Annotated in this window: 22 protein-coding genes; 11 read left to right on the top strand and 11 right to left on the bottom strand. The window is 69.6% G+C overall.

From position 1 onward, the window contains the following. Nucleotides 1-163: 163 nt before the first annotated feature. Together J2847_RS01680 and J2847_RS01675 are read left to right on the top strand one after the other, a co-directional pair. Nucleotides 164-859, top strand: a complete 696-nt coding sequence (locus J2847_RS01680) for an EAL domain-containing protein (protein ID WP_209776523.1) — start codon at nt 164-166, stop codon at nt 857-859. Nucleotides 860-1,012: 153 nt separating this feature from the next. After that, complete coding sequence (locus J2847_RS01675) at nt 1,013-1,423, top strand: RcnB family protein (protein WP_209776522.1); 411 nt, start codon at nt 1,013-1,015, stop codon at nt 1,421-1,423. Nucleotides 1,424-1,649: 226 nt separating this feature from the next. Here J2847_RS01675 and J2847_RS01670 read toward each other — a convergent pair whose 3' ends face one another. After that, nucleotides 1,650-1,937 carry a ribbon-helix-helix domain-containing protein gene (locus J2847_RS01670; protein WP_085556365.1) on the bottom strand — a complete coding sequence of 96 codons (288 nt, stop codon included), beginning with the start codon at nt 1,935-1,937 and terminating at the stop codon, nt 1,650-1,652. Nucleotides 1,938-2,124: 187 nt separating this feature from the next. Between J2847_RS01670 and J2847_RS01665 the strand changes: the two genes are divergently transcribed. The 5 genes from J2847_RS01665 (at nt 2,125) to J2847_RS01645 (ending at nt 8,641) form a co-directional block, all read left to right on the top strand. Beyond that, complete coding sequence (locus J2847_RS01665) at nt 2,125-4,644, top strand: ligase-associated DNA damage response DEXH box helicase (RefSeq protein ID WP_209776521.1); 2,520 nt, start codon at nt 2,125-2,127, stop codon at nt 4,642-4,644. Then, nucleotides 4,641-5,369, top strand: coding sequence for a ligase-associated DNA damage response endonuclease PdeM (pdeM, locus tag J2847_RS01660; RefSeq protein WP_325169302.1), 729 nt, complete (start codon nt 4,641-4,643; stop codon nt 5,367-5,369). Before J2847_RS01665 ends, pdeM begins: the two co-directional genes overlap by 4 nt. Nucleotides 5,370-5,441: 72 nt before the next feature. Further along, on the top strand, nt 5,442-6,896 hold the full coding sequence (locus J2847_RS01655; protein ID WP_209776520.1) for a cryptochrome/photolyase family protein: 1,455 nt from the start codon (nt 5,442-5,444) through the stop codon (nt 6,894-6,896). A 63-nt stretch (nt 6,897-6,959) separates the two neighbouring features. After that, the gene (locus J2847_RS01650) at nt 6,960-7,460 is read left to right on the top strand and encodes a Fur family transcriptional regulator (protein ID WP_209776519.1); all 501 of its coding nucleotides are present in this window, start codon (nt 6,960-6,962) and stop codon (nt 7,458-7,460) included. Beyond that, a complete protein-coding gene (locus tag J2847_RS01645; RefSeq protein ID WP_325169301.1) occupies nt 7,457-8,641 on the top strand; it encodes a CobW family GTP-binding protein in 1,185 nt (394 codons plus the stop codon). Before J2847_RS01650 ends, J2847_RS01645 begins: the two co-directional genes overlap by 4 nt. A 13-nt stretch (nt 8,642-8,654) precedes the next feature. Here the strand turns inward: J2847_RS01645 and J2847_RS01640 are convergent, their stop codons facing one another. From J2847_RS01640 to pdxH, 6 genes are all read right to left on the bottom strand, one after another. Beyond that, the gene (locus tag J2847_RS01640) at nt 8,655-9,893 is read right to left on the bottom strand and encodes an HD domain-containing phosphohydrolase (RefSeq protein ID WP_209776518.1); all 1,239 of its coding nucleotides are present in this window, start codon (nt 9,891-9,893) and stop codon (nt 8,655-8,657) included. Nucleotides 9,894-10,013: 120 nt separating this feature from the next. Further along, a complete protein-coding gene (locus tag J2847_RS01635) occupies nt 10,014-11,240 on the bottom strand; it encodes an SLC13 family permease (RefSeq protein WP_209776732.1) in 1,227 nt (408 codons plus the stop codon). A gap of 76 nt (nt 11,241-11,316) precedes the next feature. After that, nucleotides 11,317-12,141, bottom strand: a complete 825-nt coding sequence (locus tag J2847_RS01630; RefSeq protein ID WP_209776517.1) for an MBL fold metallo-hydrolase — start codon at nt 12,139-12,141, stop codon at nt 11,317-11,319. A 43-nt stretch (nt 12,142-12,184) separates the two neighbouring features. Next, nucleotides 12,185-13,576, bottom strand: a complete 1,392-nt coding sequence (locus tag J2847_RS01625) for a methyl-accepting chemotaxis protein (protein ID WP_209776516.1) — start codon at nt 13,574-13,576, stop codon at nt 12,185-12,187. Between the two features lie 230 nt (nt 13,577-13,806). Then, nucleotides 13,807-14,736, bottom strand: coding sequence for a cation diffusion facilitator family transporter (locus J2847_RS01620; RefSeq protein WP_209776515.1), 930 nt, complete (start codon nt 14,734-14,736; stop codon nt 13,807-13,809). Between the two features lie 31 nt (nt 14,737-14,767). Then, on the bottom strand, nt 14,768-15,379 hold the full coding sequence (gene pdxH / locus J2847_RS01615) for a pyridoxamine 5'-phosphate oxidase (RefSeq protein ID WP_209776514.1): 612 nt from the start codon (nt 15,377-15,379) through the stop codon (nt 14,768-14,770). 182 nt (nt 15,380-15,561) lie between these two features. On the opposite strand from pdxH, the gene J2847_RS01610 reads away from it, so the two are divergent. Both J2847_RS01610 and J2847_RS01605 read left to right on the top strand, forming a co-directional pair. Beyond that, on the top strand, nt 15,562-16,035 hold the full coding sequence (locus tag J2847_RS01610; RefSeq protein WP_209776512.1) for an RT0821/Lpp0805 family surface protein: 474 nt from the start codon (nt 15,562-15,564) through the stop codon (nt 16,033-16,035). Between the two features lie 41 nt (nt 16,036-16,076). Continuing rightward, a complete protein-coding gene (locus tag J2847_RS01605; protein ID WP_209776510.1) occupies nt 16,077-17,021 on the top strand; it encodes a DnaJ C-terminal domain-containing protein in 945 nt (314 codons plus the stop codon). 58 nt (nt 17,022-17,079) lie between these two features. Here J2847_RS01605 and J2847_RS01600 read toward each other — a convergent pair whose 3' ends face one another. After that, complete coding sequence (locus tag J2847_RS01600) at nt 17,080-18,420, bottom strand: YihY family inner membrane protein (RefSeq protein ID WP_209776509.1); 1,341 nt, start codon at nt 18,418-18,420, stop codon at nt 17,080-17,082. A gap of 106 nt (nt 18,421-18,526) precedes the next feature. Here J2847_RS01600 and fabI point away from each other — a divergent pair, with 106 nt between their 5' ends. Together fabI and J2847_RS01590 are read left to right on the top strand one after the other, a co-directional pair. Then, a complete protein-coding gene (gene fabI, locus J2847_RS01595) occupies nt 18,527-19,375 on the top strand; it encodes an enoyl-ACP reductase FabI (protein ID WP_325169300.1) in 849 nt (282 codons plus the stop codon). Nucleotides 19,376-19,489: 114 nt separating this feature from the next. Beyond that, the gene (locus J2847_RS01590) at nt 19,490-20,656 is read left to right on the top strand and encodes a hypothetical protein (RefSeq protein WP_209776507.1); all 1,167 of its coding nucleotides are present in this window, start codon (nt 19,490-19,492) and stop codon (nt 20,654-20,656) included. Between the two features lie 280 nt (nt 20,657-20,936). Here the strand turns inward: J2847_RS01590 and ftsH are convergent, their stop codons facing one another. The 3 genes from ftsH to ybgF all read right to left on the bottom strand — a co-directional run bounded on the left by ftsH (nt 20,937) and on the right by ybgF (nt 25,159). Then, nucleotides 20,937-22,871 (bottom strand): ATP-dependent zinc metalloprotease FtsH, encoded by a 1,935-nt coding sequence (ftsH, locus tag J2847_RS01585; protein WP_085556351.1) that lies wholly within the window; start codon nt 22,869-22,871, stop codon nt 20,937-20,939. Nucleotides 22,872-22,952: 81 nt separating this feature from the next. Then, complete coding sequence (gene tilS, locus J2847_RS01580) at nt 22,953-24,311, bottom strand: tRNA lysidine(34) synthetase TilS (protein WP_233474214.1); 1,359 nt, start codon at nt 24,309-24,311, stop codon at nt 22,953-22,955. Continuing rightward, nucleotides 24,299-25,159 (bottom strand): tol-pal system protein YbgF, encoded by an 861-nt coding sequence (gene ybgF, locus J2847_RS01575; RefSeq protein ID WP_209776506.1) that lies wholly within the window; start codon nt 25,157-25,159, stop codon nt 24,299-24,301. The genes tilS and ybgF overlap by 13 nt, the downstream gene beginning before the upstream one ends. Nucleotides 25,160-25,227 lie beyond the last annotated feature (68 nt).

The following is a 25,227-nucleotide window of genomic DNA, read 5'->3' as shown; positions in this document are numbered from 1 at the left end:
CGCCCAGACGAAAGTGGTGGCGTTGTCACACCTCCGTCGGGTTAAACCTGTGGCAGCGTCCCTTACCTATAGGCGAGGATCAAGCGGAGGGCGTGGCAGGATGGCGGCTGTTGGTACGGGATGCGGGGGCCGGTGCGCCGAGCGCTTCGATCTGGACTTCACCATGGCGTTCCAGCCCATCGTGGATGTGGCGGCCGGCGGGATCTGGGCGCACGAGGCGCTGGTGCGCGGAACGGAAGGCCAGGGCGCCGGCTGGGTGCTCGGGCAGGTCAACGAGGGCAACCGCTACAGCTTCGACCAATCCTGCCGCGTCAAGGCCATCGAATTGGCGTCCGGGCTGCCGATGGACGGCGCCCGGCTGTCGATCAACTTCCTGCCCAACGCGGTCTACAAGGCGGAGGCCTGCATCCAGGCAACGCTCGCCGCCGCACGGCGGACCAACTTTCCGACCAGCCGGATCATCTTCGAGGTCACGGAGAACGAGCGCGTCGTCGATCACGGCCATCTGAAGGGCATCTTCGCCGAATACAGGCGGCAGGGGTTCATGACCGCCATCGACGATTTCGGGTCGGGCTATTCCGGCCTGAACCTGCTGGCGGAATTCCAGCCGGACATCATCAAGCTGGACATGGAGTTGACGCGCAACATCGACAGCGAGCGTCCCCGCCGCAGCATCGTGAAGGCGATCCTGATGGTCTGCGCGGATCTCGGCATCACCCCGGTGGCCGAGGGCGTGGAAACCGCCGGCGAGGCCGATGCCCTGAGCGATCTCGGCATCCGTCTGATGCAGGGCTATTTCTTCGCCAAGCCGGCCTTCCAGGCGATGGTCGGCGCGGCCGACATCCCCCGCCTCCAGTGAACCGCGAACAGCTGTAACACAACGTTACCGAACGCCTGCCGTCCGGACATCAACCAGCAACGATGCGGGGGCATCCTGCGGTCATCGGGAAATCATCGGGGCATCAGGTTCCCGATGCCGAAACCCCGGTACCGAAACAAGGGGACCACCCTCATGAAGCGCAGCATGGTCGCGGCCCTCATCGCCGCCGTCACCTTTTCCAGCCTCGCCGGGTCGCAAGCCATGGCGCAGGGATGGAACCAGGGCCACGAGGCTCCCCCTCCCCATGCGCGGCCCGACCAGAGAGGGCCGGACCGGCGCGGACCGGATCGGCCAAACGATCATCGCCCAGCCGACCACCGTTACGAGCATCGCCCCGAGCGCCCTTCCGAGCGCCATTGGCGGACGGGCCAGCGGTTGCCGCAGGAATACCGTGGCAAACGCCACGTCATCGTCAAGCCGGCCAGTTATCACCTCCATCGGCCGCCGCGCGGGCATCACTGGGTCCGGGCGGGACGCGATGCGGTGCTTGTCGTCAGCGGAACCGGCGTGGTGATCGAGTTTCTGCCCGGCTTCTTCCGCTGATTCCAGGTGGAGGGCGCGCCCGTGGCGAAGCCCCCGCGATCCGGCCGGCATAACGGCCAGGCATGGCGGAGTGCCACTTTTGCGCAAATGGCCAAGACGCAGGTTTTGGGAGGATGATGACGTCTCTGATGGAACCGGAGACTTCAGGGCGGCCCGCGATCCCAGGCCGCCCTTTCCTTTTGTCTCCGGGAGCCCGGAAATCCGGGGCGCTCCGGGGGGCCGCGTCTTACTGGAGCGTGGCGTATTCGGCGGGCTGCTCGATCGGGCGGGCGAGCGGAACCCGCGTCATCCCATAGCTGTCCAGCCGTTCGATGACCTTGCGGTAATAGCCCAGCACGTAGACGCGCAGTTCGGCGGTCAGGCTGGCCTCGCCGCGCTGGCGGTCGATCTCGGAGACCAGTTCGGTCACCAGGATGCAGCGGCGCCGGGCGACGTCGTCCACCGCGTCCCAAATTTCCTGTTCCATGCGTAAGCTGGTCCGGCGACCATTTACCCTAAGATTGCGGCAAATCATCTGTACCCCCTTGGCTACCGGCGCTCAAAATCCTCCTTTCCGCCCCGTGCCGCAGTGAAGTTTTTCACACAGCGGAATGGCGCCCACCGTCCGGGCCGACGGTGCCAAGCGCTATCGTTCCTTGTTCGTTCGCGAACGGCGCCCTATCTTGTTCCGCGACCCGCCTCGCCCCTCAGCCCTCCGGTCCATGGACGCCCCTTCCTCCGCTCATCCCCTTCCGGCGCCGATCCCGCCCAACATCGCCGCGTGGTTCCGCGCGAAGGGCTGGGCGCCGCACGCCCATCAGGTCGCCATGGTCGAGGCGGCGGAGCGGGGCGAGAGCGCCCTGCTGATCGCGCCGACCGGCGGCGGCAAGACGCTGGCCGGCTTCCTGCCCTCGCTGATCGAGCTGGCGGAACGGCCGCGCGAGGGGCTGCACACGCTCTACATCTCGCCGCTGAAGGCGCTGGCGGTGGACATCCAGCGCAACCTCGACACCCCGATCGCCGAGATGCGCCTGCCCATCCGGGCCGAGACGCGCACCGGCGACACGCCGGAGGCCAAAAGACGGCGCCAGCGCGCGCACCCGCCGCACATGCTGATGACGACGCCGGAGAGCCTCGCCCTCCTGTTGTCCTACGCCGATTCCGACCGGCTGTTCCGCGGCCTGCGCTGCGTCATCGTCGACGAGTTGCACGCGCTGGCCGGGACCAAGCGCGGCGACCTGCTGGCGCTGGGGCTGGCGCGGCTGTCCCGGCTGGCCCCGGCCGCAAGGCGGGTCGGCCTGTCGGCCACGGTGGCCGAGCCGGAGCGGCTGCTCGCCTGGCTGTCGCGCAGCGGCCGCTGGAGCGCGGACGGCGGGGACGGCGACGTCCGGCTGGTGCTGGGGCGATCCGGCGCGCAGGCCGAGATCGGGATCCTGGACACGAAGGAACGCCTGCCCTGGGCCGGCCACATGGCGCTGCACGCGCTGGCCGAGGTGTACGACCGCATCCGCCGGCACCGGACCACGCTGATCTTCGTCAACACCCGCGCCCAGGCCGAACTGGTCTTCCAGGCGCTGTGGCGGGTCAACGACGACAACCTGCCGATCGCGCTCCACCATGGCTCGCTGGCCGCCGAGCAGCGCCGCAAGGTCGAGGGCGCCATGGCGCGCGGCGAGCTGCGCGCGGTGGTCGCGACCTCCTCGCTCGACCTCGGCATCGACTGGGCGGCGGTCGATCTGGTGGTGCAGATCGGCGCACCCAAGGGGTCGAGCCGGCTGGTCCAGCGCATCGGCCGCGCGAACCACCGGCTCGACGAGCCGAGCCGGGCCCTGCTGGTTCCCGCCAACCGCTTCGAGGTGCTGGAATGCCGCGCGGCGCTCGACGCCGTGCACGACCGCAGGCTGGACGGCGAGGCGCCCCGCCCCGGCGGCATCGACGTGCTGGCCCAGCATCTGCTCGGCATGGCCTGCGCCGCGCCCTTCCTGCCCGACGCGCTTTACGAGGAGGTGATCTCCGCCGCCCCCTACGCCACCCTGCTGCGCGACGAGTTCGACGATGTGCTGGATTTCGTCTCGACCGGCGGTTACGCGCTGGGCGCCTACGAGCGCTTCCAGCGGCTGCGCCGGCGCGAGGACGGCCGGCTGTCGGTGGCCGGCCCGGCGGTGGCGCGGCAGTACCGGATGAATGTCGGGACCATCACCCAGGAGGCGCTGCTCCGGGTCCGCCTCAACCGCGGCCCGGTTCTGGGCGAGGTGGAGGAGTATTTCATCCAGGGGCTGACGCCGGGCGACAGCTTCCTGTTCGCCGGGCAGCTGCTGAAGTTCCTCGGCGTGCGCGAGATGGAGGCGCAGGTCGCCAAGGGCGGCAGCGGCGACCCCAAGGTCCCGGCCTACGCCGGCGGCCGCCTGCCGCTGACCACCCATCTGGCCGAGCGGGTCCGCGCCATGCTCGCCGACCCGCGAAGCTGGGACCGCCTGCCCGGCGACGTGAAGGAATGGCTGACGCTGCAACGCCTGCGCTCGCTGCTGCCGTCGCGCGACGGGCTGCTGGTGGAGACCTTCCCCAAGGCCGGCAAGCGCTTCCTCGTCGCCTACGCCTTCGAGGGGCGCAACGCCCACCAGACGCTCGGCATGCTGCTGACCCGGCGGATGGAGCGGTTCGGGCTTGGGCCGCTCGGCTTCGTCGCCACCGACTATGTGCTGGCGGTGTGGTCGCTGCGTTCGCCCTCCTCGACACAAGGAGCGGACATGGACGCGCTGTTCGACCAGGACATGCTGGGCGACGACCTGGAGGCCTGGATGGACGAATCCTCGATGCTGCGGCGGACCTTCCGCAACGTCGCGCTGATCGCCGGGGTCATCGACCGCCGCCATCCGGGGCAGGAGAAGACCGGACGGCAGGTGACCTTCTCTTCCGACCTGATCTACGACGTGCTGCGCAAGCACGACCCCGGCCATGTCCTGCTGCGGGCGACGCGGGCCGACGCGGCGGGCGGACTGACCGACGTGCGGCGCCTGTCGGATTTCCTGGCGCGGGTGCGCGGCCGGATCACCCACAAGGACCTCGACCGCATCTCGCCGCTCGCCGTCCCGGTCATCCTGGAGATCGGCCGCGAACGGGTGGACGGCAGCGCCACCGACGAGTTGCTGGCGGCGGCGGCCGACGCGCTGGTGGCCGAGGCCATGCCGGAACTGAGGCAAACCGCCGCCGCGCCCGCCGAGCAGGGGCGGCTGTCCCTGTGACCGTCCAAGGGACCGAGGCCCCCGGCCGCATCGACGACAGCCGCGCGCCGGTGGCGCTGCACGGGGCGGCGCTGGTCGCCGACGCCTCGGGCGCGCTGCTGTGGCCGGCGGAAGGCGTGCTGGCGGTCGCCGACCTGCATCTGGAAAAGGGCTCCGCCTTCGCGGCGCGCGGCCGAATGCTGCCGCCCTACGACACGCGGGCGACGCTGGAGCGTCTGGCCGCCCTGGTCGACCGCGAGAAGCCGGCCCGCGTCCTCTGCCTCGGCGACAGCTTTCACGACCGCCGGGCCGGCGCCCGCATGGAGTCCGCCGACGCCGAGCGGCTGCGCGCCCTGACCGCCGACGCCGCCGACTGGGTGTGGATCACCGGCAACCACGATCCCGACCCGCCGGAGGGGCTGGGTGGCCGCTCGGTGGCCGAGTTCCGGCTCGGCCCCCTGGTCTTCCGCCACGAGGCGCAGCCGGGGGCCGTGGGCGAACTGTCCGGCCATCTGCACCCGGCGGCGGCGCTGGCGCTGGGCGGGCGGCGGGTGCGCGACCGCTGCTTCGTGACCGACGGCGCCAAGCTGGTCCTGCCCGCCTTCGGCAGCTTCGCCGGCGGCCTGAACGTGCTGAACCCGGCCATCGCCGGGCTGCTCGCCCCGCGCTTCGACGCGCTGCTGACGGTGCGCGGGCGGATCCACCGCTTCCCCCGCGACCGCCTGTCGCCCGACCGGGGTGGCTGAAGGACGGTTGGCCGAAGCGTCGGCGCGGCCTATATCGCGTTCCCGCGTTGCCGTTCCCTCCGAGTCATCCGCATGCCGATCCCCGCCCCGATCATCGTCTGGTTCCGCAACGACCTGCGCCTCGCCGACAACCCGGCGCTGACCGAGGCCGTTCGGAGCGGCGCGCCCGTCCTGCCCGTCTATATCCTCGAGGATCCGGACGGCGATCCCTGGCCGATGGGTGGCGCCTCGCGCTGGTGGCTGCACGGCAGCCTGGAGCGATTGGGAGAAGCCTGCGCCCAGCTGGGGTCGCCGCTGCTGCTGCGCCGGGGCGAGGCCGTCCGTGTCCTGACCGGCCTGATCGACGAGACCGGCGCCGACCGCGTGCTGTGGAACCGCCGCTACGCCCCGGCGCTCGCCGCCCGCGACCGCGCCGTCGAGGAGGCGCTGGTGGAACGCGGCGTCGAGGCCGCCCATTTCAACGCCGGCCTGCTCGCCGAGCCCTGGACCGTCACGACCAAGACCGGCGGCTCCTACAAGGTCTTCACCCCCTTCTGGCGCGGCGTGGCGCCGACGCTCGACCCGCCCCAGCCGTCCCGCGCGCCGAAGCGGCTGACCGGCCCTGCCAAGCCGGTCGCCTCAGACCGGCTGGGGGAGTGGGCGCTGCGCCCCGCCAAGCCCGACTGGGCCGGCGGCCTGCGCGACGCCTGGACGCCCGGCGAGGACGCCGCCATCGAGCGTTTCGCGGATTTCCTCGATGGCCCGGTCGCCGCCTACCCGGCGGAGCGCGACCGGCCGGCCCATGACGGCACCTCCGCCCTTTCCCCGCGCCTCGCCTTCGGGGAGATCGGGCCGCGCCAGATCTGGCACGCCGCCCGTCACGCCGCCGATGCCCGGCCGGAACTGGCCGGCGGCGTCGAGGTCTTCCTGCGCGAGATCGGCTGGCGGGAGTTCAACCACCACCTGCTCCACCAAGCCCCGCAGCTGTCCGACCAGCCCTTCAACACGCGTTTCGCCGGCTTCCCCTGGCGCACCGACCCGGACGGAATGGCGGCGTGGCGGCGCGGGCGCACCGGCTATCCCATCGTCGACGCCGGGATGCGGCAGCTCTGGCAAACCGGCTGGATGCACAACCGGGTGCGGATGATCGCCGGCTCCTTCCTGATCAAGGATCTGCTGCTGCCCTGGCAGGAGGGGGAGCGCTGGTTCTGGGACACGCTGGTGGACGCCGACCTCGCCAACAACGCCGGAAACTGGCAGTGGGTCGCCGGCTGCGGGGCCGACGCCTCCCCCTTCTTCCGGATCTTCAACCCCGTCCTGCAAGGCGAGAAATTCGACCCCGACGGCGCCTATGTCCGCCGCTTCGTCCCGGAGCTGGAGCGGCTGCCGACGCGCTGGATCCACAAGCCGTGGGAAGCACCGGCCGACGTCCTGCGCAAGGCCGGCGTCCGGCTGGGCGAGGACTACCCGCGCCCCATCGTCGATCATGGCGAGGCCCGCGACCGCGCGCTCGCCCTCTACCGGGAACGCAAGGGCGCCAGGACCTGATCCCGACCGCCTGCGGCGACACGGTTCTTTGTTTCGGCGGCGGCAAGGTTATATAGTAACGTCATGACCGCCCACTCCCACCACCCCGCAGCCGGCCCCATGCCCCACGACCACAGCCATTGCGTCGCCGACGCGCTGACCCGCGCCGACGCGCTGTGCGCGGAGCGCGGCGCCCGCCTGACCACCCTGCGCCGCCGCGTGCTGGAGCTGGTGTGGTCGAGCCACCGGCCGCGCGGAGCCTACGCCATCCTGGAGGATCTGAGCCAGCAGGACGGCAAGGCCACGGCGCCGCTCACCGTCTACCGCGCGCTGGAATTCCTGGTCGAACAAGGGCTGGTCCACCGCATCGAATCGCTGAACGCCTATGTCGGCTGCGCCGCCCCCGGCCCCACCCATTCCGGGCAGTTCCTGGTCTGCGAGGGCTGCGGCGACGCCGCCGAGGTCGACGACCCGCAAGTCCGCGCCGCCATCGAGACCGCCGCCGCCGCACGCGGCTTCCGTGTCCAGCGCCCCACCGTCGAGGTGCGCGGCGTCTGCAAAGCCTGTCAGGAGAAACACCCGTGAGCGCTCCCGCCACATCCCCGGCCGCGTCCCCCCGCCTGCCCGTCTCGGTGCTGACCGGCTTCCTCGGCAGCGGCAAGACCACCCTGCTCCAGGCCCTTCTGCGCCATCCCGGCATGGCGCGGACCGCCATCGTCATCAACGAGTTCGGCGAGGTCGGGCTCGACCATCTGCTGGTCGCCAAGGCGTCGGAGAACATGGTGCTGATGGACAGCGGCTGCCTGTGCTGCACCATCCGCGGCGATCTGGTCGACACGCTGCGCGACCTGTTCCTGAAGCGGGTGCGCGGCGAGGTGCCGGACTTCGACCGGGTGGTGGTGGAGACGACCGGGCTGGCCGACCCCGCCCCGATCATCCACACGCTGATGACCGACCCGCTGCTGGCGGCGCGCTTCCGGCTGGACGGCGTCATCGCCACGGTGGACGCGGCGCACGGCTCGCTCCAGCTCGACCGCCAGCCGGAAAGCGTGAAGCAGGCCGCCGTCGCCGACCGCATCGTGCTGACCAAGACCGACGTCGCCACGCCGGGCGCCACCGTGGCGCTGATGCAGCGGCTGAAGGCGATCAACCCGGCCGCCCCGATCATCCCCGCCGCCCATGGCGAGGTCGATCCCAAGGGCCTGTTCGACGCCGGCCTCTACAATCCGGAGACCAAGAGCCCGGACGTCGCCCGCTGGCTGCGCGAGGAGGCCTACCGCGACGGGGAGAAGGCCGCGCACGGGCATCATCATCACGATCATGACCCTCATCATGGGCATGACCACGGCCATCACCATCATGACCATGAGCACGGCGAACACTGCGGCGCCGACTGCGGGCATGATCATGACCATGGGCATCACCACGACGCCAACCGCCACGACGACCACATCCGCGCCTTCTGCATGATCGTCGAGCAGCCGATCCCCTGGAACGGCTTCGTCGATTTCATGGAGGCGCTGATCGCCCAGGGCGGCGACAACCTGCTGCGGGTGAAGGGGCTGCTGAACGTGCGGGAAAGCGACCTGCCGGTGGTCGTCCATGGCGTCCAGCACATGTTCCACCCGCCGGTGCGGCTGGAGGAATGGCCGGGCGAGGATCACCGCACCAAGCTGGTCTTCATCACCCGCGACCTCGGCCAGCCGGTCATAGAGCCGCTGTTCGACAGCCTGGTGTGGGGCGAGGAGGGCAAGCCGGCCGCCTGACCGGCCGCCGCGCTCAGGCGGGAACCGGCTCCGCCGCCGGTTCCTCGTCGCGCAGTTCCTCCCAGATGCGGTCGAACTCCATGTGGCGCTCCGCGAACAGGGCGATCAGGCGCGGGTCGAAATGCTGGGTCGGGTCGATGCGGTCGTCACCCAGCGTCAGGATGTTCACCGTCTTGTCGTGGCTGAAGGCCGGCTTGTAGGGCCGCTTGCTGCGCAGCGCGTCGTAGCAGTCGGCGATCGCCACGATCCGCGCGGCGAGCGGGATTTCCTCCCCCTTCAGGCCGTTGGGGTAGCCGGTGCCGGCCCATTGCTCGTGGTGGCTGAGCGCGACCTCGGCCGCCATCTTCAGCCGGTCCGAGGTCTTGAGGATCTCGTAGCCATAGACCGGGTGCCGGCGCATCTCGGCCAGTTCGCGCTCGTCGAGCCGGCCGCGCTTGTGCAGAACCGCCTGGTCGACGCTCATCTTGCCGACGTCGTGCAGGGCGGCCGAGAAGCGCAGCTCCTCGCAGAACGCCTTCGAGCAGCCGGCCCACTTCGCCAGGATGTAGGAGTATTCGTTGACGCGGACGATGTGGTTGCCGGTGTCCTCGTCATGGACCTCGGCGGCGCGGGCCAGCAGGTTGACCGAGATCATGAAGGCCCGCTCGGTCTCCTTCTGAAGCTCGGCGACGCGGCGGCGCTCCTGGGTCAGGGCGCGGTTGCGCTCCTTCAGCCGCTCCAGCGTCGCGGCGCGCTCCAGCGCGCGGCCGACCAGATGGTTGACCGGCGCGATCATCGCCTCGTGGCCGAGCAGGAAGGGCAGCGGGTCGCCGCCCTGCGGATCGCGTCGGTTGATGAGCTGCACCACCCCGACCGGCTTGCCGCGGAACCCCTTCAGCGCGAAGGCCATGATCGAGCGGGTGCGGAACCCGGTGCGCTGGTCGAAGCCGGGGTTGAAACGGTAGGGTTTCGTCTCGCCCAGCGCGTAGGCGTCGTCGATCAGCACCGTCTCGCCGGTGATGGCGACGTGGCCGACGATGGAGGAGGAGGCGACCGGAATGGTGAAGGCAGCCGTCTTTGCGCGGATCACGTCGTTCTGGACGCTGACCGCCTCCAGTTGCCGCGCCCGCCCCTGCCCGCTCAGCATGAAGACGCTGCCCGCCTCGGCGTCCGTCAGCTCGCGGCACTTGTGCAGGACGCGGTCGCTGATCGCCCGCAACGACTGGTTGGGCGTCTGCTCGATGAACTCAAGGAACTGACCGACAAGACCCACGACGCCCGCACTCCCCAACGATCCGGCCGGCGATCCGGTCCACGACTCGGACCACGACTCGGCGCGAAGAGGGTACTCCAATCGCGGCGCTCCGTAGAAGCGATTACGCGTCTCCCCTGTTCAGAAGCTCATCCAGCCGCCGCACCAAAGCCACACTCCGGCGACCCCCATCGACAGCAGGGCCATCGGCACGCCGCAGCGGGCGTGCTCGAGAAAGCCCAGACGCACGCCGGCGGCGGCGGCGCGCTCCGCCACGATGATGTTGGCGAGGCTGCCCGGCAGCAGCAGGTTGCCAGCCAGGGTCGTCAGCAGCGCCAGCCCGTAGAGCGCCCCCTCCGGCGGCGCCGGCCAGGCGGCGAGCAGCAGGATCACCGCCGGGACGTTGCCGATGCTGTTGCTGCCGGCCAGCGCCAGCGGCCCCATCACCGCCAGCCGGTCGGGCAGCCAGCCGCCGGCCTCCAGGTCGCGGACCAGCGCGCCGGGAATGCCGGTCAGCCCCAGCGCGTGGTTGATGGCGAACAGCGCCGCGAACAGCACCAGCAGATGCCAGTCGACCATCCCCAGCATGTCGCGGCTGGCCATCCGCCGGCTGATCATCATCACGCCGGCGACCAGCAGCACCGCGTGCTCCTGCGGGATGGGCAGGGCGAACAGCACCAGCAGCACCGCCGTCGCCGCCACCGCCTTGCCGAGCTGCCAGCGGTCGAGCGGCACGGCGGCGACGTCGCCCTCCCCGTCCGGCAGCCCGAAGCGTCCGCGCCAGACCAGCCACACCGTGACGTAGACGATGACCAGCGCCGCCAGCGCCGGGACGGCGCAGACGCCGAGAAAGCGCCAGAAGTCGAGATGCCCGACCTGCCCGATCAGGATGTTCTGCGGGTTGCCGATCACCGTGGCCGCCGACCCGGCGTTGGCCGCCCCGGCCAGCGCGATCAGATAGGGCCGCGCGTCGAGCCGCCGCGCCATCAGCCCGGCGCACAGCATCGGCGTCATGGCGAAGACGACGACATCGTTGGCGAGCACCGCCGACAGCCCGCCGGCCACCGCGACGATGACCGCCAGCAGCCGGGCCGGCGAGTTCGCCGCCCGCGCCACCCGCAGCGCGCACCAGTCGTAGAAGCCGCTGCCGGCATACTGCGCCGACAGGATCATCAGGCCGAGCAGGATGAAGATGGTCGGGAAATCGACCGCCTCGACCACCTGCCCGGTGTCGAGCGCCCCGACCGCCAGCAGCAGGATGGCGGCGACCAGGGCGATGCCGGTGCGGTCGATGCGCAGGCCCGGAAAGCGGCCGAGCGCCATGCCGAGATAGGTTCCGGCGAACAGCAGGAGGATGAACAGGGTCATGGGGGGCATGGGGCGGCGCCGGAAGCGGGACGGGCCTTCTCTATAGCCCAGCCCCGGGCCCCGACGCCAAGGCGTCTCACGCCAGGGTGACGGTGGTCCCCTCGCGCGCGGCGAAGCAGTTGGGCAGTTCGGCCTGGGCCGCCGCCTCGATCGCCTCCATCATGCGGTCGTCGTGGTCGGGGTCGTGGTGGAACAGGCACAGCCGCCTGACATGGCCGGCCCGCGCGATGCGCACCGCCTCCGTCCAGGTCGAATGGCCCCAGCCGACGCGCTGGCTCCATTCCTCGTCGGTGTAGGTGGCGTCGTAGATCAGCAGGTCGACGCCGTCGACGAGATTCAGGATGTTGCGGTCGGGCTGGTCCGGCACATGCTCGGTGTCGGTGACGTAGGCCATGGAACGGCCCTGGTGCTCGATCCGGTAGCCGGTGGCGCCATCGGGATGGTTCAGCGCCGCGGTGTGGACGCGCACCCCGCCCTCCAGCTTGAAGCTGTGGCCGGCCGGAACCTCGATGAAGCTGAGGTCGCAGCCCATGGTCCGCATCGGCACCGGAAACAGCGGGCGCTCCATCTGGCGCGCCATCACTGCCTCGATGCCCGGCCGCCCGGCGGTGTGGCCGGCGACGACGCGCAGCCCGAACCCCTTGGCATAGGCCGGCGCGAAGAAGGGAAAGCCGCTGATGTGGTCAAGATGGGTGTGGCTGAGCAGCAGGGTCGCCGCCCCCACCCCGTCGGCCAGCAGCCGGCGCCCCAGCGGGCGCAGCCCGGTCCCGGCGTCGAGGATGATCCGCTGCGCGCCCACCCGCAGCTCGACGCAGGCGGTGTTGCCGCCGAAGCCGAGATGCGAGGCCGCCGGACATGGAATGGTGCCCCGCACGCCCCAGAAGGTGACCGTGAACCCCATGGCTCCGCCCTTTCCGCGCAACCGGCGGCGCGAACGCCCGGCGCTACACCTTGTAGGCCAGCCGCAGGCCGCCCCAATGCCGGCCGCGCACCGACACCGGCGCCGACACGTCCTTCATCAGCACGTAGTTCCCCCCGCCCATGTCGCGGCGGTAGGTCTGGAGCAGGAAGGGCTTGGTGTTGCGCCCGGCGGCCAGCCCGACACGGTCGTTGAAGATCCGGCGGTTCCGGCAGTTGGCGGCGTTCCACACCGGGTCGCGCCCCTGCGGCTGGCTGAACTTGCGGTTGTGGGTGGGCAGATAGCCCTGGTCGTCCAGCGCCACGCAGAAGACGATGCGCTCGTTGCCCGACAGCACGGCCTCCTGGATGCCGGGCAGGACGCGGTCGCAGATCTGGGTGAAGCGGGTGGTGAACTGCTGCGGATCCGACCCGGCCACCGGCTGGTAGGCGCGGTCGAAGAGGTCGGCCTCGCCGATCTCGCCGCGGGCGACGGCGTCCTCGAAGGCGGCGGAGACCTTGGCCGCGGCCTCCGTCACCATGCGGATGAAGGGGGTGTCGACCGTGTCGATGTTCAGCTCGGCGGTGACGCCGATCAGCCGCTCGCTCATGCCGACGAGGTTGTTCACCCGGTCGCGCGCCTGCGACAAATTCTCGCTCGACAGCTTCACGCCGACCGCCAGATCGGCGATCTCGTTCTCCAGCTCGGTGCAGTTGCTGCCGATCTGCGACGAGGCGGCGTCGATCTTGTCGGTCTCGCCGTGCAGCTCGCGCATGGCGCGTCCGACCGTCTCGATCACCGTGCCGATGGCGGCGGTGCCCTCGCTGACCGCGCGGGCCTTCACCGCGCTGGCCGAGCTTTCGGTCATCAGCCGCTGCGCCTGCTCGTTGAGGTATTTCAGCGTCGCGTCGATCTCGGTCGTCGCCTCGCTGGTCTTGGAGGACAGCGCCTTCACCTCGTTGGCCACGACCGCGAAGCCGCGCCCGGCCTCGCCGGCGCGGGCCGCCTCGATGGTGGCGTTCAGCGCCAGCAGGTTGGTCTGCTTGGCGATGGTGAAGATCTCCTTGGCGACCTTGCCGACGCGGTCGAGCGCGTCGCGCAGGCCGACGATCTGCCCCTCGATCCCGGTGACCGACGACACCAGCGCGTGGATGTCCGACAGCGAGCGCTGGACCCGGTCGTGGGAGGATTCGACCTCCTGCCGGGCCTGTTCGGTGACGGTGCGGGCAATGGAGGAAGCGGCGGAAATGCGTTGCGTGCTCTGCGACATCTTGGCGCCGGTGTCGCGAAGCTGGGCGAACACCGTGGATTGCCGGTTCACGCGGGCGTTGACGTCCTCGATGTGTCCGGCAATGTCCGCGATTTCTATGCCGAGATTGCCCGCCTCCTTAGCGATGTCCGCAATCAGGTGCGGCCGAATCGCGAACGCACTGTCCATATCTCACCACCATTGTTTTGGAATTTTAGCTTAGCGTTCACTCCCGTGAACGATTATTGCGCTTTTTAAACATTCCCGCAACTGGCGGAACCGCGACCCGGAGGGGCGCAACCCTTATCCATTGGTCGAATGCCCCGCCAGCAGGGAGCGTCTTGCAATTGTGCGTCAAAGCGCCTCATCCCGTCATCCGGGACCGCCCTGATCGCCGAAATGACACAGGCTGGGGTTTTTCAACCGGAAGCGACGCCGCCGGCACCCTTGATCCGATGGTCGAGCCGCTCGTCGACCAGCCCGGCCGGCTCCTGGTGGACGAGCACCTCGGCGTTGTCGAAGGCGGCGCTGAGGCGCCGCTCCACCCGATCGGTGATGTCGTGCGCCGCGGTCAAGGTCAGGTCGCCGTCCAGTTCCAGATGCAGCTCGATGAAGCTGCCGGTCCCGGAGCTGCGGGTGCGCAGGTCGTGCAGCCCCCGCGCGCCGGGTTCCTCCATCACCAGCGCCGCGATGCGGGCGCGGTCCTCGTCGGGAAACTCGCGGTCCATCAGGACGCTCAGGGCGTCCCGCGCCACTCCCCTGGCCCCGTTCAGCAGGAAGGCGGCGATCCCCAGGCCGAACAGCGGGTCGAAGGCGGCGACGCCGGTCCAGCCCGTCAGCAGGATGGCGACGATGACCGCGACGTTCATCAGCAGGTCGCCGGAGTAATGCAGCCGGTCGGCGCCGATGGCGACCGAGCCGGTGGCCGCCTGGACATGGCGCTGGAAGGTGATCAGCCCGGCGGTCAGGGCGATGGACAGAAGCATCACCGCGATGCCGATTCCGCCCTCGGCGACCGGCTCCGGATGGATCAGCCGCCGCACCGCCTCGACGGTCAGCAGCACGGCCGATCCGCCGATGAAGGCGGCCTGGGCCAGGGCGGCCAGCGCCTCCGCCTTGCCGTGGCCGAAGCGGTGGTCGGCGTCGGGCGGCCGCAGCGCCCGCCGCACCCCCAGCAGGGTGACGATCGAGGCCAGCAGGTCGGTGCTGGAATCGATCAGCGAGGACAGGATGCTGACCGACTCCGTCGCCATGTAGGCGGCGAGCTTCGCCGCGATCAGGGTGGAGGACACCGTCACGCTGGCGTAGGTCGCGTAGCGGCGCAGCCGGTCGGGGGGGATGCGGGGCATGGTCATCGCGGTCGTGCGGAGGCGACCTCGTTCAGGGATACAGCCGCTCGGTCGTCCAGGACGCCGAGTCGCCCTGGGAGGCCGGATCGGCCGGCCGGTAGACCACCCGCTCGTGCAGGCGGAAGGGGCGGTCCTGCCAGAACTCGATGCGCGCCGGCAGCACGCGGAAGCCGGTCCAGTGCGGCGGGCGCGGCACCGTGCCGATGGCGAATTTGGCGGCGTACTGGGCGACCCGCTTCTCCAGCTCCCAACGGCCCTCCAGCGGGCGCGACTGCTGGGACGCCCAGGCGCCGATGCGGCTCTCGCGCGGGCGGCTCTCGAAATAGGCGTCGGCCTCGGCGTCGGTGACCTGCTCGATCCGCCCCTCGACCCGCACCGAGCGGCGCAGCGTCTTCCAGTGGAAGCAGAGGGCGGCGTGGCGGTTCGCCAGAAGCTGTTCGCCCTTGCGGCTTTCCGTGTTGGTGTAGAAGACGAAGCCGCGCGCATCGACCCCCTTGAGCAGCACCATCCGCACCGAGGGCACGCCGGCGGCGTCGGCGGTGGCGAGCGCCATGGCGTTCGGGTCGTTCGGCTCGCTCCGGCCGGCCTCCTCCAGCCAGTCGGCGAACAGCGCGTAGGGGTCGCGGTCGTTGGCGTCGGTCATGAATCCTGGTCCTGTTCCGTCGATCCTATGGGCAGCCCCGCTGTGGCGGGGCATCCCCGGTGAAAAGGATGCCGCGGCAGCGTCATCGCAATTCACAGCAAGGATAGGCTCGCTTATATCACTGTCCACCGCGACGCCACCGGTTTAGGCATCGCGGCACACAAACCTATTCGAGGCACACGATGGTCGTGAAGAAACTCGTCCCGTTCGCGCTGGCGGCGTCCCTGCTGGCCGGCTGCACCACCGGCGGCACCAAGGAGACGGTCGGCACCGTCGGCGGCGCCGTGGCCGGTGGCCTGATCGGGTCGCAGATCGGCGGCGGCACCGGCAAGCTGGTCGCCACCGGCGTCGGCACCCTGCTGGGCGCCTTCGTCGGCAGGGAGATCGGCTCCTCGCTCGACAGGGCGGATTCCGAATACGCCGCCGGCGCCGCGCGCCGCGCCTACGCCGCCCCGGTCGGCGAGCGGATCGCCTGGAACAACCCGCAGTCGGGCAATTCCGGCACCATCACGACGACCCGCGACGGCTACAGCAACGCCGGCACCTATTGCCGCGAGTACCAGCAGACGGTCGTGGTCGGCGGCAAGACGGAGATGGCCTACGGAACCGCTTGCAAACAACCCGACGGAACGTGGAAGATCGTCGCCAATCAGTAACCTTTTGATCCCCGTTCTTCGGGGTTGGGAATGCCAGCACCGTGGCCACGCGTGACCCCTACAGCGTTCTCGGCGTCAGCCGTTCCTCCAGCGCCGAGGATATCAAGAAGGCGTACCGCAAGCTCGCGAAGCAGCATCACCCCGACCTGAAGCCGGGGGACGCCGCGAACGAGGAACGCTTCAAGGAAATCTCGGCGGCCTACACGCTGCTGTCGGATCCGGACAAGCGCGCCAAGTTCGACCGTGGCGAGATCGATTCGTCGGGCCAGGAGCGGCACGCCGGCTTCGGGTCGCGCACCCACGCCGGGCGCGGCCGCGCCTACAGCGGCGCCGACGACTCCTTCTTCAGCAGCGGCGGCGACGACTGGTTCTCCGACCTGTTCGGCGGCGGCCGGCGGCGTGGCGCCGCCGGTGCCGGCGGGGGGGCGTCCTCCGGCCCCAAGGTGCGCGGCAGCGACATCTCCTACTCCATCACCGTCCCCTTCCTGGAGGCGGCGCAGGGCACCAAGCGGCGCGTCAACCTGTCGAGCGGCAAGAGCATCGACGTCACCGTCCCGCCCGGCACCGAGAACGAGCAGAAGCTGCGCCTCAAGGGCCAGGGCCTGCCGGGCATGGGCGGGATGCCCAACGGCGACGCCATCATCGAGGTGCATGTCGAGCCGCACCCCTACTTCACCCGGCAGGACGGCGACATCCACGTCGAGGTGCCGATCACGCTGAACGAGGCGGTGCTCGGCGCCACCATCCATGTGCCGACGATCAGCGGCAAGGTCGCCCTGAAGATCCCGGCCGGCGCCAACACCGGCTCGACGCTGCGCCTGCGCGGCAAGGGCGTGGTCAACCAGTCGACCAAGCAGGCCGGCGACCAGTATGTGAAGCTGAAGGTGGTCCTGCCCGACCCGCCCGACGCCGAGCTGGTGAAGTTCATGGAGCAGTGGGCCAAGACCCGCAGCTACGACGTCCGCAAGAAGGCGGGGCTGGAGTAAGCGCTCCGCCCGCCCGTCATGCCCGTGCTGGGCACGGGCATGACGAAAAAGGCGGGCCTCATTTCTTGATCGCCCGGATGGGCACCGCCGGATTGCCGGCCGGGTTGCCCTCCCCCGTCGGGCTGTCGTCCGACAGCAGCGCCTTGATCGGCACGTTCAGCAGGTCGCCCTGCCGCGCCTCGGCCTGCTCCAGCAGATGCGCGGTGCGCTCCTGCCAGGGCAGCTCCAGACCGCCCAGCCCATGCACCGAGCCGCGCAGGCCGATGCCCAGCGCCTTCATCAGGTCGAGCAGCGTCGCCTCGCCCAGGTCGCGCGTCACCACCCAGGCGTCGCGCGTGGTGTGGGCGACCCAATGGGCGTCGCGGAGCTGCTCCAGGATGCCGTCGATCAGCAGCGTCCCCACCGGCACCCGCGCCACCATGGTCCGCCTCCGCATGCCGACGCCGAGCCGGCTGGCGTCCATCAGCTCGTGCAGCACGGCGAGCGCCAGGGCCAGCCGCTGCGCCGGCAGCAACCCTTCCGGCCCGCCGCGGGTGATCTTGCCGGCCCGCCATTCCGGCAGCGAGGCGGCGACGACCGCGCCGAACAGCACGGTGGACCAGGCGATGTAGAGCCAGAACAGGAAGATCGGCACCGTCGACAGGGCGCCGTAGATGGTCTGGTAGGCCGGGTATTCGCGCATGTACCAGGCGAACACCGCCTTCGACCCCTCCAGCAGGATCGAGCCCACCGCCCCGCCGCACAGCGCGTCCATCCACAGAACGTCGCGGTTGGGGATGATCAGGTAGAGGAGCGTGCAGCCGATCAGTTGCAGCACGAAGGGCAGGATCATGCCGAAGCCGACCAGCGGGTGGACGACGCCCTCCAGATGGGCGAACTCCAGGGCGCTCCACAGGGTGCTGGACAGCGACAGGCTGGCTCCGGCGAACAGCGGGGTCAGCGACACCACCGCCCAGAAGGACAGGATGCGGGTGACGTAGGAGCGTGGCTCCCGCACCCGCCAGACGGTGGCGAAGGATCCCTCGATCGTCCAGATCAGCAGCACCGCCGACACCGCCAGCCCGACCACCCCGAAGATCGGCATCTGGCCGGCGTTGGCCATGAAGGTGCCGAGATACTCCAGGATGGCGTCGCCGATCTCAGGCACCAGATTCTTGATGACCGCCGTCTGGATGCGCATCTGCAACGCGCTGAAAGCCGGAAAGGCGGAGAAGATGGCGAAGCCGATGGTCATCATCGGCACGATGGCGAGCAGCGACGTGTAGGTCAGCGCCGCCGCCGTCTGGAAGCAGTTGTCGTTGTAGAAGCGCAGCATCGAATGGCCGACGAAGCCCGCCAGCTCGCGCCCGTGGGCCAAGGCGCGCGCCGGTTTCCGTTCCCCTTCCTCAATGCCCGGCATGCCGATTCTCCTGTCCGGCGTCCGCCTGCGCCGGTTTGACCACGCACCGCTTTCGTGTAGGATGCGCCCCACTTTTCGCGGCAACAGCCCAGTTTACGAGGTTCAGATGTCCAATCCGATGCCGCTGATGCACGGCAAGCGTGGCCTTATCATGGGCGTGGCGAACGACCGTTCGATCGCCTGGGGTATCGCGTCCACCCTGGCCCAGCATGGGGCGGAACTGGCCTTCACCTACCAGGGCGACGCGCTGCTCAAGCGCGTCAAGCCTTTGGCCGAACAGGTCGGGGCGACGCTCGTCCTGCCCTGCGACGTGACCGACGAGGCCAGCATCGACGCGACCTTCGCCGCCATCGAGGCCGAGTGGGGCAAGCTGGATTTCGTGGTTCATGCGATCGCGTTTTCCGACAAGAACGAGTTGGACGGCCTGTATCTCGACACCACGCGGAGCAACTTCCTCCGCACCATGGACATCTCCTGCTACTCCTTCACCGCGGTGGCGCAGCGCGCCGTGCCGCTGATGACCGAGGGCGGCAGCCTGCTCACCCTATCCTATTATGGGGCCGAGCGCGTCATGCCGCATTACAACGTCATGGGCGTCGCCAAGGCCGCGCTGGAGGCGAGCGTGCGCTACCTCGCCGTCGATCTGGGTGGGCGGAACATCCGTGTCAACGCCATCTCGGCCGGCCCGATCAAGACGCTGGCCGCCAGCGGCATCGGCGACTTCCGCTACATCCTGAAATGGAACGAGCTGAACGCGCCGCTGAAGCGCAACGTCACCATCCAGGAGGTCGGCGGCGCCGGCCTGTTCCTGCTGTCCGGCCTCGGCACCGGCGTGACCGGCGAGGTCATGCACGTCGACAGCGGCTACCACACGGTCGGCATGGTCGCGGTGGACGAGGCGGCCGAGGTGGCGCAGCTCCTGGGATCGCTGGGCGGCGCGCCGAAGGCGGGCTGAACCACGCTGGTGCCAGGGCAGATTGCAAAGAGGGATCGGTCGTCCGATCCCTCTTTGCGTTTGCGAAGGCGCCGTCTATCCTCTTCGCAATATTCCTAAGGCCGGGTAATTTTGATGCGCGCTCGCAAGAAGATGGATTCGGTTTCTCCGATCCTTGAGCAGATTCTGTACGGCGGCTCCAGCGTCTCGATGAACCTCATCGCGATCACGCGCGACATCCCCGAAGAGCAGCGCATGTTCAAGGCCCAGGGCCTGAACAACGCCATCCTGTTCAAGTACCCGAGCTTCAACGGTCTCGACGAGGGCGGCGAGCCGATGGAGGAGGGCGACGAGGACACGGAGGGCGGCGGCCGTCCGGTCGAAACCGGCATCTATGTGCCGCACAACGTGAAGTCGCCGGAGGCCGGCGGCATCGCCGTCTATCTGCGCGGCCACAACAGCGACACGCTGCTGGAGGAACAGTTCGGCATCAAGAACGGCCCGGCCGAGAATGGCATCATCGGCGACATGAAGATGCTGTCGATGATCGACGAGGTGCCGTCGCTCGACGCCTTCCTTCTGAAGACCTGCTTCGAGGCCGAGAAGGTCAACGTCGATCCGCGCCACTGGCTGATCAGCGCCGACGAGGACCACCAGCTCCGCCGCCTGATTCGCGCCCGCATCGAGCCGATCGTCCGCAAGGCGCTGTCCGGCGGCGCCGGCGGCAGCGCCCAGAGCATCGAGCGCTTCCTGGAAGCCATCTGGAATCCGAACCTGGAGGAAGCCGGCCTGTTCGTGTCGGCCTTCGGCATCGAACGCTCGGAAGCCGACACCATCTTCAGCGCCTGGAAGGGCACGACCTTCTACGAATACCAGCTGCGCCGCATCGCGCCCCGCGCCCGCGTCATCCTGACCTGGCTGAAGTCGAAGGACTGCGTGCCGGTCGACATCCGCATGCACAAGCCCTACGAGACCCAGCTGCTGATGCACATCGAGAAGGTCGGCAAGCTGCTGGAGACCACGCTGATGGACATCCGCGGCATCCTGTCGGACTACGAGACCGCCTTCAGCTCCTTCATGGCCGGCAAGCCCGAGCCCTTCCGCGACTATCTGCGGACCATCCGCTCGCGCTACTGGCTGCTCGGCTACTGCGTCTCGGCGCTGACCAGCGTGGCGCATCTCGACGCCCGCTGCATGAAGAACACGCCGTCGCGCAAACTCTATTTCGAGGGCACCCAGAAGCTGCTGCGCCAGTTCGACATCGCGCTGGATCGCCGCCGCGAGCAGAAGGGGTCTTTCTGAAGCATTCCGGCGCCCCCACCGCCCGAACGATCAAGGCCCGCCGCTCCTGCCCACAGGATGGCGGGCTTTTCCTTGCGCGTCGTTCTCGGGTTGCGAACCTCTCACACCATCGAGCGAAAATCCCGACACAGTCGTGCCCGTCATGCGTGGCCTTGAGCCGGGCATCCACGGCTGCAAACGATTGGAGGTCACGGTTGGCGGTGTCACGGAAAGACCCGCGCAAAGAAAAGGCCGGCGCCCCTCGGGACGCCGGCCTTTTCCCATTCACCGGAAAGGTGGATCAGGTGCCCTGCGGTTCCGGCCCGATCCCGCCGCTCTCCTTGCCGGTCGGCGGCACCGAGGAGCGGCGGCCCGAGCTCGGCTGACGCGGCGGCGTCGCCGAATAGCTCTCGCGGTCGTCGTCGCGGATGATCGGATCGCCGCGCAGCAGGCGGTTGATGTCCTCGCCGCTCAGCGTCTCGTACTCCAGCAGGCCCTTGGCCAGCGCGTGCAGCTGATCGATGTTCTCGGTCAGGATGCGGCGTGCCTTCTCATAGCTTTCGTCGACGATGCGGCGGATTTCCTCGTCCACCGTCTGCGCCGTGCGGTCGGACATGTTCTTGTGCTGGGTCACCGAATGGCCCAGGAACACCTCCTGCGTCGGCTCGCCGTAGAGCAGCGGGCCGAGCTTGTCGCTCATGCCCCATTCAGTGACCATGCGGCGCGCCATTTCGGTCGCCATCTTGATGTCGCCCGAGGCGCCGGTGGTGACGCGCTCCTTGCCGAAGATCAGCTCTTCCGCGATGCGGCCGCCCATGGCGACGCAGAGGTCGGCCAGCAGCTTGGCCTGCGACAGAGAGATGCGGTCGCCTTCCGGCAGGCGCATCACCATGCCCAGCGCGCGGCCGCGCGGGATGATGGTGGCCTTGTGGACCGGGTCGCTGTCGGGGCTGTGGACGGCGCAGATCGCGTGACCGGCCTCGTGGTAGGCGGTCAGCTTCTTCTCGTCCTCGGACATGACCATCGACCGGCGCTCGGCGCCCATCATGACCTTGTCCTTGGCGGCCTCGAACTCGCCCATGCCGACCACGCGCTTGCCGATGCGGGCCGCCAGCAGCGCCGCCTCGTTGACGAGGTTGGCGAGGTCGGCGCCCGAGAAGCCCGGGGTGCCGCGCGCGATGATCTTGGCGTCGACGTCCGGCGACAGCGGGACCTTGCGCATGTGGACCTTGAGGATCTTCTCGCGGCCCAGCACGTCGGGGTTCGGCACCACGACCTGACGGTCGAAGCGACCGGGACGCAGCAGCGCCGGGTCGAGCACGTCGGGGCGGTTGGTCGCGGCGATGAGGATGACGCCCTCGTTCGCCTCGAAGCCGTCCATCTCGACCAGCAGCTGGTTGAGGGTCTGCTCGCGCTCGTCGTTGCCGCCGCCCAGGCCGGCGCCGCGATGGCGGCCGACCGCGTCGATCTCGTCGATGAAGATGATGCAGGGGGCGTTCTTCTTGCCCTGCTCGAACATGTCGCGGACACGGCTGGCGCCGACGCCGACGAACATCTCGACGAAGTCCGAACCGGAGATGGTGAAGAAGGGCACGTTGGCCTCGCCGGCGACGGCGCGCGCGGTCAGCGTCTTGCCGGTGCCGGGGGGGCCGACGAGCAGGCAGCCCTTCGGGATCTTGCCGCCCAGCCGCTGGAACTTCTGCGGGTCCTTCAGGAACTCGACGATCTCCGTCAGCTCCTGCTTGGCCTCGTCGATGCCGGCGACGTCGTCGAAGGTGACGCGCCCGACCTTCTCGGTCAGCAGCCGCGCCCGCGACTTGCCGAAGCCCATCGCCTTGCCGCCCCCCGACTGCATCTGGCGCATGAAGAAGATCCAGACGCCGATCAGCAGCAGCATCGGGAACCAGGACAGCAGCACCGAGAACAGCGACGGGACGTTGCTGTCGTCGGGCACCGCGCTGATCCGCACGTTCTTGTTGGTCAGCCGCTCCACCAGCCCGGCCTCGGGCGGGATGAAGGTGCTGAACGAGCGGCCGTCGGTGAAATGGCCGGAGACCTGGTTGCCCTTGATGGTCACATCGGCAACCTGACCCCGATCCACTTCGGCGAGAAGCTCGCTGAACGGAACGGTCGTTTGCGGGCTGCGGGTCGAAGAGCTCTGGAACAGGTTGAACAGGGCCACAAGCAGCAGCCCTATGATGATCCAGAGCGCGAGATTCTTGCCGAAATTGTTCACGTCACACGCCTTTCTGCGAACCCATCGCCATGCGGTGCGCCGACAAGGCCGCACCCCGGTCTCCACGGGCACGTTCCCAGATTAAATAATGCTGTCCCCGCGCGAAACAACCGGAAAAGCTGGTCTGCCCAACGGCGAAACCGGGGAGAATGTGGCGGCATCCGTCGGGGGTTGTCCACCCGCGCCGAACCCACATGGGAATCCCAGGTGCGGAACGGCGACCAAACACCCGCCGGACCAAAGGCTTGGAAGCGATTCGCGCACCGCCGGATGCAGGTCCAGGCCACGCGCGGCGGGCATGGCGGCGACCACCTCCCGCCATCCGCCCTCCCCCAGCCTCGCAACGGTCACGGGCGAGTCGCGCCCGGCGGCGGGAACGACGGCGAAACGGCGGTCCCACAGCACGCGCCGCCCGGGCGCCGCGACCAGCCGGTCGGCCGCCGCCTCCGGCTCGCGCGCGATCATAACTTGGCCGCGACGGCACAGCACCCGGCACCCCGCCAGGGTCCGCCCCCGGAGCCGTCCGGCGGCGACCTCGGCGTGAAGCCGCTCGACCGCCTCGTCGCGCACCGGATGGGCGCCGCCTCCGACCACGGCAAGGCAGCGGCCCAGGGCGCGCAGGGCGATCTCTTCCGGCGCGGAGCACAGCGCGGCCGGGTCAAGCGCGATCCAGCCCTCTGGATAGACAGCGGCGGCCTCGGCCAGCAGCGACGCGGTGACCGCCTCCAGGGCCGCCCGCGCCCGCCCGGCGCGGCGCGCGGTCTCGCCCAGCCGCCCGGCGTCCAGCCCTTCCGCCGCCAGCAGGCCACGCGCCGCCCGCAGGCGGGCACGGGCGTAGCGCGGGTTCTCGTTCGACGGATCCTCGATCCAGGCCGCGCCGGCAGCCCGGCAGGTCGCCAGCAGCCGTCCATGCGGCACTTCCAACAGAGGGCGCAGCACGCGGACGTATCCCTCGGCGCGGATCGCCGTCATTCCGGCCAAACCATCCACCCCGGAGCCGCGCGCCAGCCTCAGCAGCACGGTTTCCGCCTGATCGTCGCGGTGATGGGCGAGCGCCAGATGCAGGATGCCCTCGGCCGCGCAGGCGTCCGCCAGCAGGCGGTGCCGCGCCGCCCGCGCCGCCGCCTGGATGCCGCCGGCCGGCTTGCCGCCGTCCCAGCGCAGGATCCGGTGGGCGATGCCGAGCGCGGCCATGCTCCGCCCGACGGCCTCCGCCTCCGCCGCCGACTCGGGACGCAGCCCATGATCGACGGTCAGCGCCAGCAGTTCACCACCCTGCCCGGCAACCCAGCGGTTCAGGAGCAGGGCCAGCGCCACGCTGTCGCCGCCCCCCGACAGCCCGACCACGACGCGCGGAGCCGGTTCGAAACCGCCCAGCCGATCCATCAGCCGGGCGAACTCCGAACCGGTCAGCGGCGCCTCGGCCGTTACGCCGGGCAATTGATGCGCTTGCGCTCCGTGTCGGCGCGGCGCTTCACGCTGGCCGAGGCTTCGGGGAACTTGGTCATCAACTGGTTGAAAGCGGTGCAGGCGTCCGATTTCTTATTGAGCTGTTGCAGGGTCATGCCGAGCTTGAGCAGCGCGTCGGGAGCCTTCGGGTTCTTCGGGTACTTCTGCAAGGTCTCGGCGAAGGCCTGGGCCGCGTCGGGGAACCTGTTGCGGACGTAATAGCTCTCGCCCAGCCAGTATTGCGCGTTGCCGGCGTAGGCGTGGCTCTTGTTCTTGACGATGAACTCCTGCAACGCCTTCTCCGCCTTGTCGTAGTCCGACTGGCGCAGCAGTTCGAAGGCGCGCTCATACTGCTTTTCCGGCGTCGCGTTGGCCGGCAACGGCGGCACGGCGGCGGCCGTCTGCGCCGGCTTCTCGGGGGCCTTGTCCGCCGTCTTCTCCGGCTGCCTGGCCGGGGTCTTCGCCGGCCCCAAGGCGCTGTCGGCCATCGCCCCGCCGCCCATGGCGCCGCCACTCTTGGACTCCAGCTCCTTGAAGCGGAAATCGAAGTCGGCGTTCATCTTCTCCAGCCGGTCGCGCATCTGCGAGACCTGATAGGTCGATTCCTCGTACTTGCCGGTCAGCTCGGAGATCGCCCGCTCCAGCGCCTGGAGCCGGATTTCGAAATCGGCGGCGAGCGAGGGATTCACCTGCGCCACCTCGACCGTGCCGCCCAGCGCCGCGACCTGGGTCTCCAGCCGCTGCGCGCGGTCGATCTGGGACGCCGTCTGGGCGAGAGCGGAGGTTCCGCACAACAGACCGCCCAGCAGCAGAGCGGTGAAGGAAGACGCTTTGGTCATGCGCTGAATATCCTGTCCGGGCCCTGTCCGGGCGGGGTGACCCAAAGTGACGGTACCGGGTCATTGGG

It is taken from the genome of Azospirillum agricola (genome assembly GCF_017876095.1).
GTDB lineage: Bacteria > Pseudomonadota > Alphaproteobacteria > Azospirillales > Azospirillaceae > Azospirillum > Azospirillum agricola.
Note: the sequence above shows the minus strand (reverse complement) of the source record. Positions and strands in the feature narration are given on the sequence as shown.

Bases quoted from the DNA above. Each gene is read 5' to 3' on its own strand.
- J2847_RS01610 (WP_209776512.1), top strand. From the start codon at position 15,562: ATGGTCGTGAAGAAACTCGTCCCGTTCGCGCTGGCGGCGTCCCTGCTG.
- pdxH (WP_209776514.1), bottom strand. From the start codon at position 15,379: ATGACCGACGCCAACGACCGCGACCCCTACGCGCTGTTCGCCGACTGG.
- J2847_RS01650 (WP_209776519.1), top strand. From the start codon at position 6,960: ATGACCGCCCACTCCCACCACCCCGCAGCCGGCCCCATGCCCCACGAC.
- J2847_RS01675 (WP_209776522.1), top strand. From the start codon at position 1,013: ATGAAGCGCAGCATGGTCGCGGCCCTCATCGCCGCCGTCACCTTTTCC.
- ybgF (WP_209776506.1), bottom strand. From the start codon at position 25,159: ATGACCAAAGCGTCTTCCTTCACCGCTCTGCTGCTGGGCGGTCTGTTG.
- J2847_RS01630 (WP_209776517.1), bottom strand. From the start codon at position 12,141: ATGGGGTTCACGGTCACCTTCTGGGGCGTGCGGGGCACCATTCCATGT.
- J2847_RS01590 (WP_209776507.1), top strand. From the start codon at position 19,490: ATGCGCGCTCGCAAGAAGATGGATTCGGTTTCTCCGATCCTTGAGCAG.
- J2847_RS01665 (WP_209776521.1), top strand. From the start codon at position 2,125: ATGGACGCCCCTTCCTCCGCTCATCCCCTTCCGGCGCCGATCCCGCCC.
- J2847_RS01620 (WP_209776515.1), bottom strand. From the start codon at position 14,736: ATGCCCCGCATCCCCCCCGACCGGCTGCGCCGCTACGCGACCTACGCC.
- J2847_RS01625 (WP_209776516.1), bottom strand. From the start codon at position 13,576: ATGGACAGTGCGTTCGCGATTCGGCCGCACCTGATTGCGGACATCGCT.
- J2847_RS01655 (WP_209776520.1), top strand. From the start codon at position 5,442: ATGCCGATCCCCGCCCCGATCATCGTCTGGTTCCGCAACGACCTGCGC.
- J2847_RS01600 (WP_209776509.1), bottom strand. From the start codon at position 18,420: ATGCCGGGCATTGAGGAAGGGGAACGGAAACCGGCGCGCGCCTTGGCC.
- J2847_RS01635 (WP_209776732.1), bottom strand. From the start codon at position 11,240: ATGACCCTGTTCATCCTCCTGCTGTTCGCCGGAACCTATCTCGGCATG.
- J2847_RS01670 (WP_085556365.1), bottom strand. From the start codon at position 1,937: ATGATTTGCCGCAATCTTAGGGTAAATGGTCGCCGGACCAGCTTACGC.
- fabI (WP_325169300.1), top strand. From the start codon at position 18,527: ATGTCCAATCCGATGCCGCTGATGCACGGCAAGCGTGGCCTTATCATG.
- J2847_RS01680 (WP_209776523.1), top strand. From the start codon at position 164: ATGGCGTTCCAGCCCATCGTGGATGTGGCGGCCGGCGGGATCTGGGCG.